Annotated in this window: 21 protein-coding genes; 15 read left to right on the top strand and 6 right to left on the bottom strand. The window is 69.9% G+C overall.

Features of this window, described 5'->3' with window-relative positions; all coding sequences use genetic code 11:
* The 4 genes from AN216_RS23370 to AN216_RS23355 all read left to right on the top strand — a co-directional run.
* On the top strand, nt 1-999 hold a 999-nt coding region (locus AN216_RS23370; protein ID WP_139140981.1), incomplete at its 5' end, for a universal stress protein.
* Nucleotides 1000-1135: 136 nt separating this feature from the next.
* Nucleotides 1136-1495 (top strand): YbaB/EbfC family nucleoid-associated protein, encoded by a 360-nt coding sequence (locus AN216_RS23365; protein ID WP_079166900.1) that lies wholly within the window; start codon nt 1136-1138, stop codon nt 1493-1495.
* A 191-nt stretch (nt 1496-1686) separates the two neighbouring features.
* Nucleotides 1687-2286 carry a recombination mediator RecR gene (gene recR / locus AN216_RS23360; protein WP_070198691.1) on the top strand — a complete coding sequence of 200 codons (600 nt, stop codon included), beginning with the start codon at nt 1687-1689 and terminating at the stop codon, nt 2284-2286.
* Nucleotides 2279-2950, top strand: coding sequence for a DUF5063 domain-containing protein (locus AN216_RS23355; protein WP_070198690.1), 672 nt, complete (start codon nt 2279-2281; stop codon nt 2948-2950). Before recR ends, AN216_RS23355 begins: the two co-directional genes overlap by 8 nt.
* 95 nt (nt 2951-3045) lie before the next feature.
* On the opposite strand, the gene AN216_RS23350 is transcribed toward AN216_RS23355, so the two are convergent.
* Nucleotides 3046-4464 (bottom strand): ROK family protein, encoded by a 1419-nt coding sequence (locus tag AN216_RS23350; RefSeq protein WP_079166899.1) that lies wholly within the window; start codon nt 4462-4464, stop codon nt 3046-3048.
* Nucleotides 4465-4507: 43 nt separating this feature from the next.
* On the opposite strand from AN216_RS23350, the gene AN216_RS23345 reads away from it, so the two are divergent.
* Together AN216_RS23345 and AN216_RS23340 are read left to right on the top strand one after the other, a co-directional pair.
* On the top strand, nt 4508-5854 hold the full coding sequence (locus AN216_RS23345) for an MFS transporter (protein ID WP_070198688.1): 1347 nt from the start codon (nt 4508-4510) through the stop codon (nt 5852-5854).
* 268 nt (nt 5855-6122) lie between these two features.
* Entirely contained in the window at nt 6123-7802 is a 1680-nt protein-coding gene (locus tag AN216_RS23340; protein WP_070198687.1) for a catalase, read from the top strand.
* Nucleotides 7803-7866: 64 nt separating this feature from the next.
* Here AN216_RS23340 and AN216_RS23335 read toward each other — a convergent pair whose 3' ends face one another.
* Together AN216_RS23335 and AN216_RS23330 are read right to left on the bottom strand one after the other, a co-directional pair.
* A complete protein-coding gene (locus AN216_RS23335; RefSeq protein ID WP_070198686.1) occupies nt 7867-8283 on the bottom strand; it encodes a VOC family protein in 417 nt (138 codons plus the stop codon).
* Nucleotides 8280-9185, bottom strand: a complete 906-nt coding sequence (locus tag AN216_RS23330; RefSeq protein WP_070198685.1) for an AraC family transcriptional regulator — start codon at nt 9183-9185, stop codon at nt 8280-8282. Before AN216_RS23330 ends, AN216_RS23335 begins: the two co-directional genes overlap by 4 nt.
* Nucleotides 9186-9324: 139 nt before the next feature.
* On the opposite strand from AN216_RS23330, the gene htpX reads away from it, so the two are divergent.
* From htpX to AN216_RS23315, 3 genes are all read left to right on the top strand, one after another.
* Nucleotides 9325-10233, top strand: coding sequence for a zinc metalloprotease HtpX (htpX, locus tag AN216_RS23325; RefSeq protein WP_070198684.1), 909 nt, complete (start codon nt 9325-9327; stop codon nt 10231-10233).
* Nucleotides 10234-10296: 63 nt separating this feature from the next.
* Nucleotides 10297-10884 (top strand): PspA-associated protein PspAB, encoded by a 588-nt coding sequence (gene pspAB / locus AN216_RS23320; protein ID WP_070198683.1) that lies wholly within the window; start codon nt 10297-10299, stop codon nt 10882-10884.
* A 108-nt stretch (nt 10885-10992) separates the two neighbouring features.
* Nucleotides 10993-12045, top strand: coding sequence for a baeRF2 domain-containing protein (locus tag AN216_RS23315; RefSeq protein WP_070198682.1), 1053 nt, complete (start codon nt 10993-10995; stop codon nt 12043-12045).
* 10 nt (nt 12046-12055) lie between these two features.
* Here AN216_RS23315 and AN216_RS23310 read toward each other — a convergent pair whose 3' ends face one another.
* The 3 genes from AN216_RS23310 to AN216_RS23300 are packed head-to-tail and all read right to left on the bottom strand — an operon-like array spanning nt 12056 to nt 12991.
* Entirely contained in the window at nt 12056-12490 is a 435-nt protein-coding gene (locus tag AN216_RS23310; RefSeq protein ID WP_070198681.1) for a type II toxin-antitoxin system VapC family toxin, read from the bottom strand.
* Nucleotides 12487-12714, bottom strand: a complete 228-nt coding sequence (locus AN216_RS28775; protein ID WP_070198680.1) for a ribbon-helix-helix protein, CopG family — start codon at nt 12712-12714, stop codon at nt 12487-12489. The genes AN216_RS23310 and AN216_RS28775 overlap by 4 nt, the downstream gene beginning before the upstream one ends.
* A 58-nt stretch (nt 12715-12772) precedes the next feature.
* Nucleotides 12773-12991 (bottom strand): hypothetical protein, encoded by a 219-nt coding sequence (locus tag AN216_RS23300; protein ID WP_070198679.1) that lies wholly within the window; start codon nt 12989-12991, stop codon nt 12773-12775.
* Between the two features lie 118 nt (nt 12992-13109).
* Here AN216_RS23300 and AN216_RS23295 point away from each other — a divergent pair, with 118 nt between their 5' ends.
* The 6 genes from AN216_RS23295 to AN216_RS23270 all read left to right on the top strand — a co-directional run bounded on the left by AN216_RS23295 (nt 13110) and on the right by AN216_RS23270 (nt 17417).
* Entirely contained in the window at nt 13110-13922 is an 813-nt protein-coding gene (locus AN216_RS23295; protein WP_070198678.1) for a helix-turn-helix domain-containing protein, read from the top strand.
* Entirely contained in the window at nt 13919-14167 is a 249-nt protein-coding gene (locus AN216_RS23290) for a DUF397 domain-containing protein (protein ID WP_070198677.1), read from the top strand. The genes AN216_RS23295 and AN216_RS23290 overlap by 4 nt, the downstream gene beginning before the upstream one ends.
* A 232-nt stretch (nt 14168-14399) precedes the next feature.
* On the top strand, nt 14400-15335 hold the full coding sequence (locus AN216_RS23285; RefSeq protein ID WP_244502618.1) for a hypothetical protein: 936 nt from the start codon (nt 14400-14402) through the stop codon (nt 15333-15335).
* 56 nt (nt 15336-15391) lie between these two features.
* Complete coding sequence (locus AN216_RS23280) at nt 15392-15970, top strand: Uma2 family endonuclease (RefSeq protein WP_070198676.1); 579 nt, start codon at nt 15392-15394, stop codon at nt 15968-15970.
* Between the two features lie 130 nt (nt 15971-16100).
* Nucleotides 16101-16673: a Uma2 family endonuclease gene (locus AN216_RS23275; RefSeq protein WP_070198675.1), complete on the top strand. Its 573-nt coding sequence runs from the start codon at nt 16101-16103 to the stop codon at nt 16671-16673.
* A gap of 159 nt (nt 16674-16832) precedes the next feature.
* Complete coding sequence (locus tag AN216_RS23270; protein ID WP_070198674.1) at nt 16833-17417, top strand: Uma2 family endonuclease; 585 nt, start codon at nt 16833-16835, stop codon at nt 17415-17417.
* Nucleotides 17418-17424 lie beyond the last annotated feature (7 nt).

Below are 17424 nucleotides of genomic sequence, written 5' to 3'. Positions count from 1 at the left end.
AGCGGGCTGCCGGCGGCAGTGTGCCGGCAGCCCGCTGCCCGGATTCGGATACGGAGGCATAGGTACGCCGCTGTGGGTTACCCGGCCGCGGAGAAGTACTCGCCCGACGAAGGCGGCATCGTGGAGGCAGCGATCAGTAACGAGGACACCATCACCGTCGGAGTAGACCACTCCTCCGAGAGCCTCGCCGCCTCCCGTTGGGCGGCCCGCGAGGCGGTACGCCGCGGCTACCCGCTGCGTCTCGTACACGCGCTCTCGGAGGACAAGGCCGGCAAGAGCCAGCGCGACAGCGCGCGGGAACTCCTGGCGGACGCGGAGGGCAAGCTTCGGCGGCAGTACCCGGAGCTGTCCATCACCACCGAGGTGCTGACGGAACGGGCGGAGGACGCGCTCGTCAAGGCGGCGGGCGAGTCCCGCGCCCTGGTGATCGGCTCGCACGGCGTGGACCGACTGCACAGCTTCTTCCTCGGCGACACGGGCCTGCACATCGTGGCCCGTGCCCAGCGGCCGGTGATCCTGCTGCGTGCCGTCCCGGAGGAGACCGAAGCGGAAGAGGGCGCCACGGGCGGTGGTGGCATCGCCGTGGCCGTCAACCTGCAGGGCTCGTATCACGGCCTGCTGGACTTCGCGTTCCGGAGCGCCCAGGTGAGTGGCCACCAGCTGTACGTGGTGCATGCCCGGAAGCTGATGGCGCAGGCGTACGCGCCCACCGGATCGGTGGTGCCGCATATCGCCCAGGAGATCGCGGAGGAGGAGAAGCAGAAGCTGGCGGACGTGCTGAAGTCCTGGTCGCAGGAGTATCCGGACGTCCATGTGACGGGACGGGTGCGGCTGGAGAGCCCGGCACGGGCCATCGTGCGGCAGGCGGTCGGGTCCAACCTGCTGATCGTCGGTCGGCGCAGGAGAGACCGGCCCTCACTGGGGCCGCGGATCGGTCCGGTGGCGCAAGCCGCGGTGCATCACGCGGCCTGTCCGGTTGCGGTGGTCCCACACGACTGACCCGGGACGACGACCGGCTGGGTTCCTCCGGGCCCCGGCGGTGGGAAGCCCAGCCGCCCGCCGCGGGCCATGGCGACGCCTACCGCGTAGGCTCAGAACCGCACGTACACGTCGTCGACGAGCCAGGAGCCAAGTCGTGATTCCCGGTGGTGGGCAGCCTGACATGCAGCAGCTGCTGCAGCAGGCCCAGAAGATGCAGCAGGACCTGGCGGAGGCGCAGCAGGAGCTGGCCGAGACGCCCGTCGAGGGGACCGCGGGCGGCGGTCTCGTGAAGGCCACGGTGAACGGCTCGGGTGAACTCCAGGGGCTCGTCATCGACCCGGAGGCGGTTCGTACGGCCGACGCCTCCGCGGAGGAGACCGCGGAGACACTGTCGGACCTGGTCGTCGCCGCCGTGCGGGACGCCACCGGTGCGGCGCAGGAGTTGCAGCAGCAGAAGCTGGGCCCGCTGGCGCAGGGGCTCGGTGGCGGCGGCATGCCGGGGCTGCCGTTCTAGCGAGCGCGGGCGGGGGCGGTTGACGTCCCCCGGTCTGACAGCGGGCAACCCCGGACCGTTCGGGTCCGCTTCGCTCCGTGCACGCTTCCGCCAGCCGCTCGCCGTGCGGGACTCCGGCGACTACGGTACGGAGAGCCGGCGGACCGGAATCCGTGCCGGCCACCGGAATTCGTGGAGAGGGGAACGCGGGCGTGTACGAGGGCGTGGTCCAGGACCTCATCGACGAGTTGGGCAGACTGCCCGGCGTCGGTCCGAAGAGCGCGCAACGCATCGCGTTCCACGTCCTACAGGCGGAGCCGGCGGACGTACGGCGTCTCGCGCAGGCGCTCACCGAGGTGAAGCAGAAGGTCCGGTTCTGCGCCGTCTGCGGAAACGTCGCGGAGGAGGAGCGCTGCCGGGTGTGCGCCGACCCGCGACGGGACGCCTCGGTGATCTGCGTGGTCGAGGAGCCGAAGGACGTCGTCGCGATCGAACGGACCCGGGAGTTCCGCGGGCAGTACCACGTGCTGGGCGGTGCCATCAGCCCCATTGAGGGAGTCGGCCCGGACGACCTGCGGATACGTGAACTGATGGCGCGGCTCGCGGACGGTAGTGTCAACGAGCTGATCCTGGCAACCGATCCCAATCTCGAGGGCGAGGCCACGGCGACGTATCTGGCACGTCTGGTCTCCGCCATGGGCCTGAAGGTCACCCGCCTGGCCAGCGGTCTCCCTGTCGGGGGAGATTTGGAGTATGCCGACGAGGTCACGCTTGGGCGTGCCTTCGAGGGGAGGCGAACGCTGGATGTCTGACGCCACGTTGAACTCGATCACGAACAGCCCTGATGATTTCGCCGTACAGATCTCCGACCAGATCGAGAGCTTCCTGCTGGCGGTCGGCGAGATCGCCAAGGGCGACGACCCGGACAGCGCGGTGCCGTACCTGCTGCTGGAGTTCTCCCAACTGCTGCTGGCGGGCGGGCGACTGGGCGCGCACGAGGACATCCTGCCGGACGAGCGGTACGAACCGGACGTGGGTCCCGAGCCGGACGTGGACGAGTTGCGGATGCGGTTCGCCACGCTGTTGGAACCCATCGACGTCTACACCGAGGTCTTCGATCCGTACCAGTCCAGCAGCGCCCCGGTCGCCTGCCGGATCTCCGACGACGTCGCGGACGTGGTGACCGACCTGCGGCACGGGCTGGCGCACTACCGCGCGGGCCGGATCACCGAGGGCCTGTGGTGGTGGCAGTTCTCCTATCTCTCCAACTGGGGCCCGACCGCCTCCGCCGCGCTGCGAGCCCTGCAGTCGCTGGTGGCGCACGTACGGCTGGACACCCCGCTGGACGCCCTGAACGGCCTGGACACGGACAGCGGCGCGACGAGCGACGACGGTCAGCTCGAGGCGGAGGCCGGTGCGGTGATGGCGGCGGAGATCGCCGAGCCGCTGGGCATGCGGCCGGGCGGGGGCGCGTGACGGCCGCCGGGTGACCTGAGCGGCATCAGCCGAGGGCGATCGGCGCCGGTCGGTCGCGGCGCGGTGCGGCGCCGGTCGGTGCGGGCGGTGCGCGGTCAGTACGACGCCGGGGTGGCGGGTCGACCAGGTCTGGCGGACGAGTCCGACGCGGTCGCCGATTCCGGCGGACGCTGCCAGATGCCGAGGCCCTCGGTGGTGAGGAAGCCGTCGAAGACCGCCTCCATCGCTCCCGTCAGGGGACCGCGACGGCCGAGTGACGAGGGCAGTACCCGTACGGGGCGACTACGGCGGAATGCCATCAGGCTGTCCTGACAGGCCGCGTGGAGCGTGTCCCCGGCCAGCGAGTGCAGTTCGACACCGAGCCCGGACAGCGTGACGGCGTCCGGGTCCAGCCCGTTGACCAGCGCGCCGATCCCGGAGCCGAAAGCGTGTGCGCTGGCCCGCACGGCAGCCAGCGCGGCTGCCGGATCGAGGGCCGGGGGCGTACCTGAGCCCGTACGGGAGTCCGCGCCTGAGCCCGTACGGGCGTCCGTGCCCGCATCGGCTGGTTTCCCGGCTGCCTCCGCAGCTGGTCTCCCGGCTGCCTCCGCAGCCTCACGTAGGATTCCCTCCGCGACATCCCACCCCCGCCCCCCGCCGGCCGCCAGGCCCAGGTGCCGGAGCAGGGCGTTCCCCCCGACGGCCATGCCCCAGCACCCTCGCGCCCCACACCGACAGCGCGCACGACCACCACCCAGCGGCATGTGCCCGTACTCGCCGGTGGTGCCGGAGGCGCCGGACAGCGGACGACCGTCCACCACCAGCGCGCCCCCCAGGTCGAACGCGACATGCAGGTGCACTCCGAGCCGCACCCCGTGCAGCCGCCCCCTACGAGCCTCGGCCAGGCCGGCGAGCCGAGCGTCGTTGGCGATGTGCAGCGGAACGTCCCCCAGCCGCATGTGCGCCGCGACATCGACGTCCCACCAGTCCAGATGCGGGATGTCGATGACACCGCCAGCCCGCACCGGGCCGGCCACGGACACCCCGACGCCGACCGTACGCGGCCCGAGCCGCTCCCGTACGGCCGCGGCCAGGGGCAGCAGCGCGCCCTCCGGGGTGCCGTCGTGGGTGCGGGAGCGCACGATCGTGGCCGAGCCGCCGAGTTCACAGACCGCCAGATCCCAGGAGTCCTCGCGCAGATCGACGGCGAGGGCGAGCGGCCCGTACGGGTGCGGTCCGGGAATACCCGTGGGTCGGCCCCTGGTGTGCTCCTGGGTCGGCGTCTCGTCCAACAACGCGTCCTCGGCGAGACCGGCGACCAGTACGGACACCGTGCCCCGGCTGAGCGCCAGCGTGCGGGTCAGCTGTGAGCGCGTACGGCGTGCGCCGGTGTCGTGCACGGCGCGCAGCAGTCGTACGCGGTTATGGGCGCGCAACCCGCCGCTCGTACGGGGCTCGGGGTCGCTCCCCGGCCGCTCCGCACGGGGGTCGGTGGTGCTCGCTTCCTCGTCGGGTCTCGCAGCACGTCGGGTCACCGCACCATTTTCGCAGTTCCTCGTCCGCGATTATGATCGTGCCGTGAACATAACCGGGAGTCTGACCACACGTCACCCTGACCGGATCGCCAGCCGAGCACGCTTCGGCGTTTTCTGCCACTTCGCGCTCAACGGCTTCGTGATGGGCGTCTGGGCCTCCGGGCTGCCGGCCCTCGACGAACGTCTGGGGCTCGGGCCCGGACGTCTCGGCTCGGTGTTGCTGCTGGTCTCGGGTGGTGCGCTGGTCTCGATGCTGGTCGCCGGGCGGCTGGTGGACACCTGGTCCAGCGCCCGGATCTGCCGGTTCGCCGGGCCGATCTCGGCGGCCGTGCTGTTGGGGCCCGCGCTGGCGGGCTCGTACGCGACGCTGGCCGTCTTCGCCATGCTGTTCGGGCTGGGTATCGGCATCATCGAGGTGTCCATGAACACCCACTCGGTGGAGGTGGAGCACCGCTACGGCCGCCCGATCGTGTCCGCCTTCCACGGAGTGTGGAGCCTCGGCGGCGCCGTGGCCGGCGGAATCACGGCGGGCGTGCTGCGGATCGGGATCGACGGGCAGATGCTGCTGGTCGCGGTCGCGGTGCTGGTGCCGTTCGCCTTCCTCCCCGCCGCGCGACTGTTGCTCCCCGCCGCCACGGACGCCGAACCGTCCGCGCCCGTGTCGGCCGGGGGGCCGGCCCAGCCCGCGTCGGCCGAGGGGCCGGCAGAGCGGCCCGCCGCGTCACCCGCCACCCCGTACACCCCGCTGCGCTGGGGCGTTGTCGCGCTCCTCGGGGTGTGCGCGTTCGCCGGCCACATGAGCGAGGGCGCCGCGATGGACTGGGCGGCCGTGCACGCCCGTTGGGTGCTGGACGTGGACCCGGCGATCGCCCCGCTGGCGTACACCGTCTTCGCGGTGGCCATGACGACCGTACGGCTCCTGGGGGATCCGATCCGGGCGCGGTTGGGCTCCGCGCGCACCATCCAGTTGGCTGGCCTGCACGCCACCTCCGGTTACGTGCTCATCCTCGCCGCCCCACTCACCGGGGAGACGCTCGAGGTGGTCTGCGCCTGGGCCGGCTGGGCGCTGGCCGGCGTGGGGCTGGCGACGGTGGTGCCGGTGCTGTTCAGTTCCGTGGGGGCGTCCGGCAGGGCGGTGGGCCGGGCGCTCTCCCTGGTCACGGCGTGCGGTTACACCGGGCTGCTGCTCGGCCCGGCCGTCCTCGGATACGTCGCGGAGCACACCTCGCTGCCGGTCGCCCTGGTGATTCCGGGCGTGATGGCCGTACTGATCACCGTGGTCGGCACGCCCGCCGTGCGCCGGCTCACCGACCCGTCGCGCACGGGCGGCAGCCAAGGCCCGTCCGTCGGGACGCCCGCCGAGACGCCCGCTGGGACGCCCACCGGATAACCGGACCGTCGTACGGACGCCGCCGGTGGCGCCGCGTCCGCCGGCGAGGCGTGGGTCTGAGGAGCCGCGGTCGGGGACGGACCTGACCGACCACGCACCGGCCCGCCCCGTACGCGTCACCCGGGACGGTCGTGCAGGTGAACCCGGAGGAATCGGGATATCACCCGCGCCACGTGTGGTACGGCGCAAGGGTTGGGGCCCGGCACGGGCCGACCGCCGCGGCCCGTCGTGGCGGCAGCACGAGGCAGCGAAGGTGGCACGGAGCAGCATGACCGACGTATCGAGCCAGGGGCCGCAGCCGGGGGACGAGCGTCCCGTCCTGACCAACCGCCAGGGCCATCCGGTGTACGACAACCAGAACCAGCGCACCGTCGGGGCCCGCGGGCCGGCCACCCTGGAGAACTACCAGTTCCTCGAGAAGATCAGCCACTTCGACCGGGAACGCATCCCCGAGCGGGTGGTGCACGCGCGGGGCACCACGTCCTACGGCTACTTCGAGGCGTACGGCAAGTGGGGCGACGACGACATCTCCCGCTACACCCGCGCCAAGCTCTTCCAGCGGGCGGGCAAGCGCACCCCGGTAGCGGTACGGTTCTCCACCGTCATCGGCGGGCGCGACTCCTCGGAGTGCGCGCGTGACCCGCGCGGCTTCGCGGTGAAGTTCTACACCGAGGACGGCAACTGGGACCTGGTCGGCAACAACCTCGCGGTGTTCTTCATCCGGGACGCCATCAAGTTCCCGGACGTCATCCACGCGCTCAAGCCCGACCCGGTCACCTTCCGGCAGGACCCGAACCGGATCTTCGACTTCATGTCGCAGACGCCGGAGTGCATGCACATGCTGGTCAACCTGTTCAGCCCACGTGGCATCCCCGCGGACTACCGGCATATGCAGGGCTTCGGCGTGAACACGTACAAGTGGTGCAACGACCGTGGCGAGACCCGGCTGGTGAAGTACACCTGGGCGCCCAAGCAGGGTGTGCGCAGCATGACGGAGGCGGACGCCGCCCGGGTGCAGGCGAGCGACCTGGGACACGCGACCAAGGACCTGCGCGAGGCCATCGAGCGCGGCGACTACCCCGAGTGGGAGCTGCGGGTGCAGATGATGAGCGACGACGAGCACGCCGAACTGGACTGGGACCCGCTGGACGACACCAAGACCTGGCCCGAGCAGGACTTCCCGCCGAAGCCGGTCGGTCGTATGGTGCTCGACCGTAACGTGAAGGACCAGTTCGCCGAGAACGAACAGGCTTCCTTCGGCACCGGCGTGCTCGTGGACGGCCTGGACTTCTCCGACGACAAGATGCTGGTCGGCCGGACGTTCTCGTACAGCGACACCCAGCGTTACCGGGTCGGCCCGAACTATCTGCAACTGCCGGTGAACCAGGCGAAGACGGAGGTCCGCACCAACCAGCGGGACGGTTACATGGCCTACGCCGTCGACAGTGACAGCGACCGCGACAGCGACCGCGAAGGCGTCAACGCACACGTCAACTACGAGCCCTCGCTGCACGGCGGGCTCCGGGAGGGCCAGTACCCGACGACCGACGACGAGGGTCCGGAGCTCAGCGGGCGGCTCACCCGTAAGCGCATCCCGCGCACCAACGACTACGAGCAGGCCGGCCAGCGCTTCCGGCTGATGGAGGAGTGGGAGCGTACGGACCTGATCCACAACTTCATCGCCCAGCTCGCGCAGTGCGAACGGGACGTCCAGGAGCGGATGGTGTGGCATCTGCTGCTGGTCGAGGACGAGCTGGGCAACCGGGTCGGCGAGGGCCTCGGCATCGACGCGGCGGCCGTCGCGCACCTCGAGCCGCTGCCGTACCAGACCCTCACCAGCGCGGAGCGGGAACGCCTGGCCCACCTCGGCGACAACGGGCCGCGCGACGTCGACGGCCTGACGATGACGCACTGCGTGCACAACGAGCGGGTCACCCTCCCCGAGTGATCCGCCGCGGCCCGCCGCCCGTACGGGACGGAGCGGCGGGCCGGAACGCCCGCGGCCGCGCGACTCAGTCGACGGGCGCTCCCCGGTAGGTGCCGAAGCTCCAGAGGTTGCCCTCCGGGTCACGGATGCTGAACTCCCGGCTGCCGTAGTCCTGGTCGGTGAGTTCCTGGATGATCTCCACGCCGTTCCGGCTGACCCGCTCGTACAGCTCGTCGACCCGTGCGCTGACGACGTACGCGCCGAGCGTGCCGGGCTTACGGGACCACTCGGAGTCGGGCTGGTAGGAGCCGAGCATCACCCCACCGCCTTCCGGCCAGCTGAGTTCGGCGTGCGCCACCCGGTCCCCGTCGGAGTACACGGCGGCCCTGCGGAAGCCGACCTTGTCGACCAGGAAGTCGATCAGCGCGTGGGCGTCATGGGCCTGCAGTGTCGGCCAAACGGTCGGCGCGGGGACGCCCGCGTTCGTGTCCTGTGCGTTCATGGGTCCCACTCTTCGCCGTTGTGGTGCCCGCCGGCTTGGATATTTCGGTGTTCCTCGGACAGCCACCCGCTCGGGCTAAGCCCCGTGTACTGCCGGAAGTCGCGTACCAGGTGCGAGTGGTCGTAGAAACCGCAGCGCGCCGCGACCCCCGCGAGGTCGGGGGACCGGCCCGCCCGCACGTCCCGGGCCAGGACCTGCCGCGCGTTCTCGAACCGCATCAGTCGGCTGACCTGCTTCGGGCTCATGCCGACCTCCCGCTGGAAGAGCGTGCCGAGCTGCCGCCGGCTCATGGCCACATGCGTCGCGAGCCCGTCCATCGACCCGGCACCCCGGTGCCAGGCCAACCACCGCCACGCCTCGACCACCTCGGCCCGTACGGTCCGCGCCGGGCCGCCGCCCGCACCGTCCTCCGCGCGCCGCAGCAGGAACCCGGCCAACTCGGCGAACCGTGTGTCCCAGTCCTCCAGTTCGCACATCCGCTCGCGCAGCCCGGCGGCCCGGCTGCCGAGGATCTCGGCGCCGTCCCCGGCCAGCTGGGTCAGCTCGGCGGCGGGCATGCCGAGCAGCCGACGCGCCGCCAGCGGATGCAGGGCCAGCTGGATGCCGGCTTCCTCCCGCTCCTGCCGTACGAAGACCGGGCGCTGGTGCAGGGGGCCGAGGATGATCTCGTTCCGGCTCGCTGTCATGCCGCTGACCTGCTCGGCCGTCTCACCGGTGACGATCGGCTCGCGCAGCGAGAAGATCAGCGGCAGATACGGCGAGGGCACCCCGCGATGCAGGGCCACGGGGCGGTCCCGGGTCCGGTAGCCGATCGCGGACGCGACCAGGCCGTCGAGCGCGGGCGTACGCGGCGCCCGTACGAACTGGTCCCAGCCCCCGTGCTCGGCACTGCTGGAACTCATGCCGGCCAGTATGCGCCCCCGGGTGACACGTGCCACCGTGCCCCAGGGCATTTTCGCGGCCAATACGACGTTATTCAGGCAAGGAGTACAGTCCATAACAAAGGGCTGTTGCCAGGCGAGCGGGAAAGCGAGGTGCTCCATGGCAGCACGGTCCCGATTCAACCCCGACCGCGGGCTCACGCGCCGCATGGTCGGCACCATGTTCCTGATCGGGCTGCTCTACGTGGTGTTCGTCGGCGTGCTGATCGCGCTGCTGAAGGGCGCCTGGCCGCTGATCGTGCTGGTCGCGGGCGGCATGTTCGTCGTCCAGTTCTGGTTCAGCGACAAGATCGCCGCGTACAGCATGGGCGCCCGCGAGGTCACGCCACGGCAGGCACCCGAGCTGCACGGCGCCGTCGACCGGCTGTGCGCCCTGGCCGACATGCCGAAGCCACGGGTGGCCATCGCCGACTCGGACATCCCGAACGCCTTCGCCACCGGTCGCAACCAGGAGAAGGCGCTCATCTGCGCCACCACCGGGCTGATGCGGCGCCTGGAGCCGGAGGAACTGGAGGGCGTGCTGGCGCACGAGCTGTCCCATGTCGCGCACCGCGATGTCGCGGTCATGACCATCGCCTCCTTCCTGGGCATCCTGGCCGGCACGATCACCCGGATCGCCATGTGGTCCGGACTGATGCGCGGCGGCGGACGGAACGACAGCACCGGGCTGTTGCTGCTGGTCATCCCGCTGGTCAGCGCGGTCGTGTACGTCATCAGTTTCCTGCTGACCCGGCTGCTCTCCCGCTACCGGGAGCTGTCCGCGGACCGGGCCGCCGCTCTGCTGACCGGTCGTCCCTCCTCGCTCGCTGCCGCGCTCACGAAGATCTCCGGTCAGATGTCCCGCATCCCGACCCGGGACCTGCGGCAGGCCGAGCCGTTCAACGCGTTCTACTTCGCCCCCGCCTTCTCCAGCCGGCAGAGCCTCGGCCGTGTCCTCTCCTCGCACCCGACCCTGCAGCAGCGGCTCGACCAGCTGGGCCGGATCTCGCAGCAACTCGGCCGGCCGTGACACCACTGCCGTAACGCCGCCGCCACAACGCCACTCCGGAACGGAACCGAACAGGAGCACCGGATGGGTTTCCTGGACACCCTGCTCGGCCGGTCCAAACCGGCCCGCCCCGACCTCGACCAGCTCTTCGCTCTCCCGTCCGCCGCCGTCACCCTGCGCGCCGCGGCCGGTTTCCGACCCACCGGACTGGGTTCGGTGTGCTTCGCCACCGTCGAGGGTGGCGCCTTCGCACAGCTCCAGCAGGACGTACGCGCGCTGCTCGACGCCGACACCGAACGCGGGGGCATACCGGTCGAGTTCAGCCAGGACCAGTACGGCTACACCTGGCTGCTCTCCCGGCACGCGGACGACGAGCCGGAGTCCACCGTCAACGACCTGCACGCCGTCAACACCCTCCTGAAGGATGGCGGCTTCGGACCACAGCTGCTCTGCTCGCTGATGGGCTTCCGGGACGCCTCCGGGGAGCGAGCGCTCGCCCTCGTGTACCTCTACAAGCGCGGCACCTTCTATCCCTTCGCCCCGCTCCCGGGCCGTGGCGAGAAGCGGGACAACGCGCTGGAGCTACAGATCCGCGGCACGATCGAGAACGACCTGCGGGTGGAGGAGGACCTCAACCGCTGGTTCCCCGTATGGGGCGCCCCGGGTCTCTAGTGCGGCGACGGCACCGACGCACGCCGGTGCCAGAGCCGGACCACGTTTGCGTACGCGTGTGTGGGTTAACCGCCTCACCAGGCAGTACCCGATGTGGAGGTGCCGACAATGGATCTCTCCAGGCTGCGGCCGGTCTACGAACACGCCGGACCCTTCGCCACCGTGTACTTGGAAGGCCGCTCCCCGGGTGAGGACGCCGCGCAGCAGGTACGCCTCCGCTGGCGTGCCCTGCGCGAACGCCTCGAGGCGGAGGACGCCGACGCGGCTGCCGTGGACGCCCTGGAGGAGCAGGTGTACTCCGGTATCGCGGGTGAGGAGCAGACCAACGGCCGGGTGCTCGTGGCCTCGGCGGCGGACGGCGTGGTCCTCGAGGAGCGCTGGGACGCCGCCCTCGGCGCGGGCGACGAGGCGCACTGGACCAGGCTCCCGGAGCTGAGCGCGTACGGCCGGGAGGCCGCGCGCTCCGTACGAGTGCTGGTCGCGATCGTGGACCAGGAGAGTGCCCGGGTGCGACAGGAAGTGGTGGCCCAGGAGCACAAGCCCGAGACCGTGGCGGAGGAGTCCGTCACCGGCAGTGGCCTGGAGGGGCCGCACAAGCCGCGCGGGCAGGCCCTCTCACACAAGCAGATCCAGCGTCGCGCGGACAACGCGGTCAGCCGTAACGCCCGGGACATCGCCGCGTTCCTCACCCAGGCCGCCGAGGCGTTCCAGCCCCGAGTGCTGATCCTCGCCGGCGAGGTGCAGGCGCGTACGGCCGTACGGGAGGTGCTGCCGGTCGAGCTGAGCGAGCTGTTGGTGGAGACCGGCCGGGGCGGCCTGGAGGACCAGGCCGCGGAACAGGCCCTGACCGAGGAGACGCTGCGGATCGCCGGTGAACAGAGCGCCATGGAGGCGGAGTTCCAGGCCGACCAGTTCCAGCACGGGCTGGCGCACCGGCAGGCCGCGCAGGGCGGCGAGGCGGTGGCCAAGGCGGCCGAGATGGGGGCGGTCGGCACGCTGCTGTTCGAGGACGAGGCCCCGGCCGCGCGCGCCGAGTTCCTGCTGCGGGTCGGCGCCGAGACGGGCTCCGCGCTGGCGCTCGTACCAGAGGGCACCGGCATGACGGACGGCGTGGGTGCGCTGCTCCGCTTCCCGCTGGACGAGACCACCCCTCCGGGCTGACCCGCGCCAGCTACAGGTCGTCGGGCAGGACGCGGAACGCCGGGGAAGAGGTCAGCGGGCGCAGTGCCCGAAAGTCCCTGCGGTCCAGGGTCAGGATCGCGGTCGTGTCGTACACGGCGGCCAGCGCGATGTTGATCGCATCGACCAAATCAAGGTCGAGGTCCTGGTAACGAGCCCGTGCGGAGACCGCCGTGCCGAGGATCTCCGGTGTGGTGTCGGCCAGCGTGACGCGCAGCGCGGAGGCCCGGTCGGCGAGGAGCCGCAGCATACCGTCGGCTGCCTTACGGCTCGCCCGCACGCTGGCCACATGATGGACCTCGGTGAGCGCGAGCGGGCTGATCACCAGCAGACTCGCTTCGTCGACGGCCTTGCGGACGGCCCGGTGCTCCGGTTCGGCTCGGTTGAACAGTGCGAGGATGCCGGAGGTGTCCGCGATGACGATCATGCGGAGCGCTGCCGCATGGATTCGCGGATGTCGTCCTTGGTGACCGGCCCCCCGAGGTCGAAGGTCTCCTCGTCCGTCAGGAACGGTTCGTCCCACGTGCGGTTACGGTCGAGGTACATACGTAGGGCATCCCGGGTGATCTCCTGCTTGGACCGGCCCTCGGTCATGGCCTGTCTGGTGAGCTGGCCTTCTTCGTCCTCGGAAAGTCGCATCGTCCATGCCATACCGTCAATGATACCAGCGTTGATACCATTCTGTTTCCGCCCCTGCCGTCTGCCCTGCCTACGGCAGCTGGCTGTTCCGGTTCAGCTCGCTGACCCGGGCGCTCAGTTCCTCCCGCGTGCGGGCGGGGCGCAGGGCTTCGAGCGGTACGTCCCACTCCCTGCCTCCGGCCGGTGGCCGCAGCTGTACGTACGGGCCTCTGCTGTCCATGACCTCGCCGACGACGTTGGTGCGGGTGTCTACCGCGTACGAACCGCGGCGGGGGATCTGGTTGTTCATACGCACACCGTGTCGCCTCTCGATTACTCTGGGGAGCCACGAGGGTGCTACGGGCGATGCTGTCGCCGTCCGTGCCGGGCGAGTAGCACCCGTGGCCCAGGGAGGACGTGGTGCGCGGGTGGAACAGAACGGTCAGCCGCCGGTCGCCTGGCGGTACTGCGGCAACCAGCTCAAGCTGTGGCGTACGGGCGCGGGCGTGACCCGTGAGCAACTGGGCGAGGCGGCGCGGTACTCGCCGGACACCGTCAAGTCCATGGAGCAGGGCGCGCGGATGCCGACACCGCAACTGCTGGACGCGGCCGATGACTTGCTGTGCGCGGGCGGCAAGCTCCGAGCGGCGACGCAGTACCTGCGACGGGAGAAGTTCCCGGCGAGGTCACAGGACTTCATGGCGTACGAGGCGGCGGCAGTAAGCCTGTGGTCCTACGAGGTGTCGCTCGTTCCAGGGCTTCTGCAGACGCGAGCGTATGCCGAGCGACTCATCGGAGGTCACAGTCCGCCTTTGGATGACATGACCGTTGAGGAGCGTGTGAACGCTCGCTTGGAGAGACAGTCGATCCTCGGGCAGAGACCACCAACGGCCTTTAGTTTTGTCATCTACGAGGCTGTGTTGCGATGCCCTCTGGGTGGCACTGCTGTCTACAAGGGTCAGCTTGCCCACCTTCTCGAGATGTCCGCACGCCGCAACGTGTCCATCCAGGTGTTGCCCTTTGAGCGTGCGGTTCCCGCCGCGCTGAGTGGCCCGATGGTGCTCCTGGAGAGTCGAGACTTCGAGCGCCCTGCTTTCGTGGAGGGGCAGTCAATGAGTCAGCTGATCAGCGATCCGGAGAAGGTGAACACGCTGACTCAGCGGCATGGCATGATCCGCATGCAAGCTCTCAGCGCTGAAGAGTCAGAGCGATTCATCAAGCGGATGGTGGATGAGCTATGAACGAAGAGCCGAAATGGGTCAAGTCAAGCTACAGCGACAGCGAAGGAAGCAACTGTCTCGAAGTGGCGCTGTCCTGGCGGAAGTCGAGTCACAGCAACACTGAAGGCGGGGCCTGCGTCGAGGTGGCGGCCTGCCCCGAGACCGTGCACGTCCGGGACTCGAAGCTCGACACGGTCTCAGGCCCCCAACTCGCCTTCTCCGCAGCCGCGTGGGCCTCCTTCGTGGCTCTCTCCGCTCGGAGCTGAAGCTTCGAGCGACGGGCTTCGAGAGTCGAGCGCTGTCTTGACGGAATGGGTGGTAACTCTCTCCCACCCGCCCACCCTTGCTCGCACACGGCCGTAAGTATGACTAATGGTCGCGGCTTTGACACGCTGGGTTATCCGTGTCTAGCGTCGCCGCAGACATCAAACGACCCCCGTCGGTGCTGACAACACCGGCCGGGGGTCTTACCTACAAGATCGAAAGCGACTCGATCCCTTGGCTGACACCGACCTTAACGCCCCGCACGCCGCCGACGCACACCCGATGGCCAATTCGGGCTACGGGAAGCGGCACGCGCCGTACGAACGTCCGCGTACGGGCACCGACTTCGCACACCTGCCCGCCCGTGAGGCGTCGATCGCCGCGCTGATCGACCGGCTGCCCGAGGGTGCCGCCATCGACGGCAAGACCCTCGCCTCTGTCCATCCGCACTACGGCCAGGCCGCCTGCCTGACCGCTCTGCGCCGCCTCTCGGACGCCGGTCACCTCCGTCGCTTCCGGGAGCCACGCGTACGGCCGGGCGCCTCGCGCTGGGTCTCGGTGACCTACTTCTCCCGTACGGCCCGCAGCGAGGCGTGGTGGGGCGAGGTCCAGGCCGGCCGGGTGCCGCAGCCGGAGTGCGTCTCCGATGTGGAGCCCGCCGCCGAACCGGAACCAACGCCCCGCCCCGCGCCCTCGTCGCCCAGACCACCGACGCGCCGCCGCTCCCGCGCGTACGACCTCCTCGCCGCCCTCGGCCGTACGGACTCCCGACTGGCGTTGTCGGCGGCCGACTGCACGGCTCTGGAGCCCCTGGCCGCCGAGTGGTTCACGCGCGGAGCGACCGAGGAACAGCTCGTACGGGCGCTTCTGGCCGGGCTGCCACGCGAGATCCACAGCCCGCGCGGCCTCGTCCGCACCCGGCTGCGAGACAAGGTCCCGCCGGAGACGTTGGCACCCGAGCCCGTACCCGTACCCGCACCGCGACGGATCATGGAGTGCACCGTATGCGGCGCCCCTGGCAGACCCGAAGCGCTCCCCGGCGGCATCTGTGCCCCCTGCCGAAACGAGGCGCCACCACCGCCCGGCAGCGGCCTCACGGTCAACGAAGTGCACGCGCACGTCGGCCGACTCCGAGCGCTCGTCCGTACTCGTGAGAGGACTCGCACATGACAGTCCAGTACGCGCCACCGCTGGCTGGGGCACCATGGGGTCGAGGAGGCGACGTCATGACACCAGGCTCCACGGACCACCCTCAGATGCTGGTCGAGGAATTCGAGCAGATCGCCCGGACGGTTCCGGAAACCGTGACGCTGGAATTCATCAACGGAAAGCTTGGTGTCAAGCCCGTGCCCGACGGGGACCACGACGAGATCATTCTGTGGGTGCAGGAGCAGTTGCTGGGATCACGTCCCGACCTTCGGCTCTATCGCGAGCGTGGGCTGCGGATCGGCGGCTACCGGAACGGTCGTGCCAGGCCGGACGGCACCGTCGCGCCACGACGCTTCTTCGCAGGCCATGGCGAGTGGTCCGATGCCGCGGGCGTGTTGATGACGGTCGAGGTCACCTCGTACGACGCGGACACCAACGAACGGGACCGTAGGCAGAAGCGTGACGGTTACGCCGCCGCGGGTATTCCGGTGTATCTGCTCATCGACCGGGACAGTTGCATGGTCAGCGTCCACTCCGCGCCGCGGGATGGCGTGTACGGCCGTCTCGTTTCCGCTTCCTACGGTGCCGCCGTCGAGATTCCGGACCCGATCGGGATCACTCTCGATACGGAAGAACTCAAAGAACTCTCGGGCTGAGCAGGCTGTTTCGGAGCAGGGCGCATGGTTCAGCGCGCTGACGATCGGGTCTGCTGGGGTCCTTGGTTGCTGAGACGCACGCGCGCCCGTCGACTCCGAGCCGTTGCCCGTACTCACGAGATGCCCGGCCATGAAGATCACATACCATCCCCAGATGCCCGTCGAGGACTTCGAGGCGCTGGCACGTTCCGCGCCGGAAACCGTGACGCTGGAGTTCATCAACGGAAAGCTCGAGGTCAAGCCGGGACGGGACGGAGATCACGGAGCCATCGCGATGTGGCTGCTGAAGCGGTGTCTACAGCAACGTCCGGACCTGCGGATGTATCCCGAACAGGGGCTGAAGGTCGGCAGCTACCGGAAGGGCCGGGCCCGGCCGGACGGTGCCCTGGCACCCGAGGACCACTTCGCGGGCCAGGGGGAGTGGGCCGCACCGGACGGCGTGCTGATGGCGATGGAGATCACCTCGCACGATCCGGACACCGACCGTCGGGATCGCCGGGAGAAGCGGGACGGCTACGCGGCGGCCGGCATCCCGGTCTACCTGTTGATCGACCGCGAGTCCTGCACTCTCACGACGTACTCCGAGCCGGCGCACGGCACGTACCAGAGCCGCAGGTCCGCCGCCTACGGCGAGCTCGTCGAGCTTCCCGAGCCGGTCGGGATCACCCTGGAGACGGAGAAACTCAAGAACTACGCGCAATGACTCCCGCCCTATCGCTGGTGGGGAGTTCGGGTTCCCGTGCTGCTCACCTGGACCGTGGATGAGCGCCGCGCCGGGCGCATCGCTCGTGTGGGTGATCCCCTGTGGAAAACCAAAGGTAGCCTGAGAAGGTCGGCGAGTATCTAGCTCATGGGAGCAGTGATGAGTGTCGAGCCCGAGTACGAGTACGCGTGGCCGCAGCCGCCGGTGGGCGGATACACCGCCGAGGACCTGGACCGGCTCCCCAATCTCCCTCCGCACACGGAGCTGATCGACGGGAGCCTCGTCTTCGTGAGTCCACAGACCAAGTTCCACATGCGGGCCATGCGCGTGTTGGAGAGCAACCTATGCCGAGTTGTTCCGGAACACCTTGAGGTTGTCCGGGAGATGACCGTCACGGTCGGCAGACGTAACCGGCCGGAGCCCGACGTCATGGTCGTGCGCGGGGAGGCGGACACCGGACCGGGGCAGACATCCTTCCACCCCGAGGACGTGCTGCTCGCCGTGGAGGTGGTGTCGCCGGACTCGGTGGACCGGGACCGGGACGCCAAGCCCCGGAAGTACGCCGCCGCTGGCATCGCGCACTACTGGCGGGTGGAGGAGGACGGTGGCCGGCCGGTGGTGTACGTCTTCGAGCTGGAGCCGGCGACCAAGACGTACGCGGTGACCGGGATTCACCACGGGCAGTTGAAGGTGACCGTGCCCTTCGACGTGGACATCGATCTGGAGGAGATGCTCCGGCGCTGACCCACGT

The sequence above is a fragment of the Streptomyces oceani genome, assembly GCF_001751245.1.
In the GTDB taxonomy this organism is placed as follows: Bacteria; Actinomycetota; Actinomycetes; order Streptomycetales; family Streptomycetaceae; genus Streptomyces; species Streptomyces oceani.
This window is presented reverse-complemented; position numbering and strand designations above follow the sequence as displayed.

What these genes read in the sequence shown, in the direction of transcription:
- AN216_RS23355 (WP_070198690.1), top strand. Translation starts at nt 2,279, where the DNA reads ATGTCTGACGCCACGTTGAACTCGATCACGAACAGCCCTGATGATTTC.
- AN216_RS23335 (WP_070198686.1), bottom strand. Translation starts at nt 8,283, where the DNA reads ATGAACGCACAGGACACGAACGCGGGCGTCCCCGCGCCGACCGTTTGG.
- AN216_RS23280 (WP_070198676.1), top strand. Translation starts at nt 15,392, where the DNA reads ATGACACCAGGCTCCACGGACCACCCTCAGATGCTGGTCGAGGAATTC.
- AN216_RS23290 (WP_070198677.1), top strand. Translation starts at nt 13,919, where the DNA reads ATGAACGAAGAGCCGAAATGGGTCAAGTCAAGCTACAGCGACAGCGAA.
- AN216_RS23315 (WP_070198682.1), top strand. Translation starts at nt 10,993, where the DNA reads ATGGATCTCTCCAGGCTGCGGCCGGTCTACGAACACGCCGGACCCTTC.
- AN216_RS23275 (WP_070198675.1), top strand. Translation starts at nt 16,101, where the DNA reads ATGAAGATCACATACCATCCCCAGATGCCCGTCGAGGACTTCGAGGCG.
- htpX (WP_070198684.1), top strand. Translation starts at nt 9,325, where the DNA reads ATGGCAGCACGGTCCCGATTCAACCCCGACCGCGGGCTCACGCGCCGC.
- AN216_RS28775 (WP_070198680.1), bottom strand. Translation starts at nt 12,714, where the DNA reads ATGGCATGGACGATGCGACTTTCCGAGGACGAAGAAGGCCAGCTCACC.
- AN216_RS23300 (WP_070198679.1), bottom strand. Translation starts at nt 12,991, where the DNA reads ATGAACAACCAGATCCCCCGCCGCGGTTCGTACGCGGTAGACACCCGC.
- AN216_RS23330 (WP_070198685.1), bottom strand. Translation starts at nt 9,185, where the DNA reads ATGAGTTCCAGCAGTGCCGAGCACGGGGGCTGGGACCAGTTCGTACGG.
- AN216_RS23310 (WP_070198681.1), bottom strand. Translation starts at nt 12,490, where the DNA reads ATGATCGTCATCGCGGACACCTCCGGCATCCTCGCACTGTTCAACCGA.
- pspAB (WP_070198683.1), top strand. Translation starts at nt 10,297, where the DNA reads ATGGGTTTCCTGGACACCCTGCTCGGCCGGTCCAAACCGGCCCGCCCC.
- AN216_RS23270 (WP_070198674.1), top strand. Translation starts at nt 16,833, where the DNA reads ATGAGTGTCGAGCCCGAGTACGAGTACGCGTGGCCGCAGCCGCCGGTG.
- AN216_RS23340 (WP_070198687.1), top strand. Translation starts at nt 6,123, where the DNA reads ATGACCGACGTATCGAGCCAGGGGCCGCAGCCGGGGGACGAGCGTCCC.